The sequence below is a fragment of the Paraburkholderia sp. JHI2823 genome (assembly GCF_038900695.1).
Taxonomy (GTDB): Bacteria; Pseudomonadota; Gammaproteobacteria; order Burkholderiales; family Burkholderiaceae; genus Paraburkholderia; species Paraburkholderia mimosarum.
Genome location: NZ_JAYMRY010000255.1, coordinates 1 through 453 on the forward strand (window position 1 = coordinate 1; position 453 = coordinate 453).

General features: G+C 59.8%; 1 protein-coding gene. It reads right to left on the minus strand.

Annotation, left to right across the window (positions count from 1 at the left end; translation table 11 throughout):
* Nucleotides 1-198: 198 nt before the first annotated feature.
* The coding region (locus tag VSR34_RS38575; protein WP_342965253.1) for a helix-turn-helix transcriptional regulator at nucleotides 199-453 on the minus strand (255 nt) is incomplete at its 5' end.

Here is a 453-nt window from a genome sequence, read left to right on the forward strand (position 1 = left end):
GAAGAACAGCCGTCAGACCATCATGCGGGTCCGAGAATCGATGGCATCGACGCAGCCTGCTTTGGCTGGTATCGGCCCGGATGGCGTGCCGTGCGCACTGATTGACTGGGATCGTCGTAAGTCGCGCGGCGCATGAAGGCCAGCCGACGGACCATCGTGCGGGAACGGGAACCAGCAGCCGCGCAAACCGCGGCTGTTTCATAACCCGGCTTCGGCTATCAACTCGGCCAGCGATATGTCGAGTGCGTTCGCCAGTCTTTTGAGCGTCAACGTGGCGGCATTGTTGGTGCCGCGTTCAACGCGACCGACATAGCTTCTATCAACGTCAGCGAGCAACGCCAACTGCTCTTGCGATAGTTCTTTGGCTTCGCGGTGGCGGCGAATCGCTTCACCGAGCGCGATTAAGGATGGGTCCTTGCTTTGACGGGTGCTAATTGGCATCCCGTCATCGTG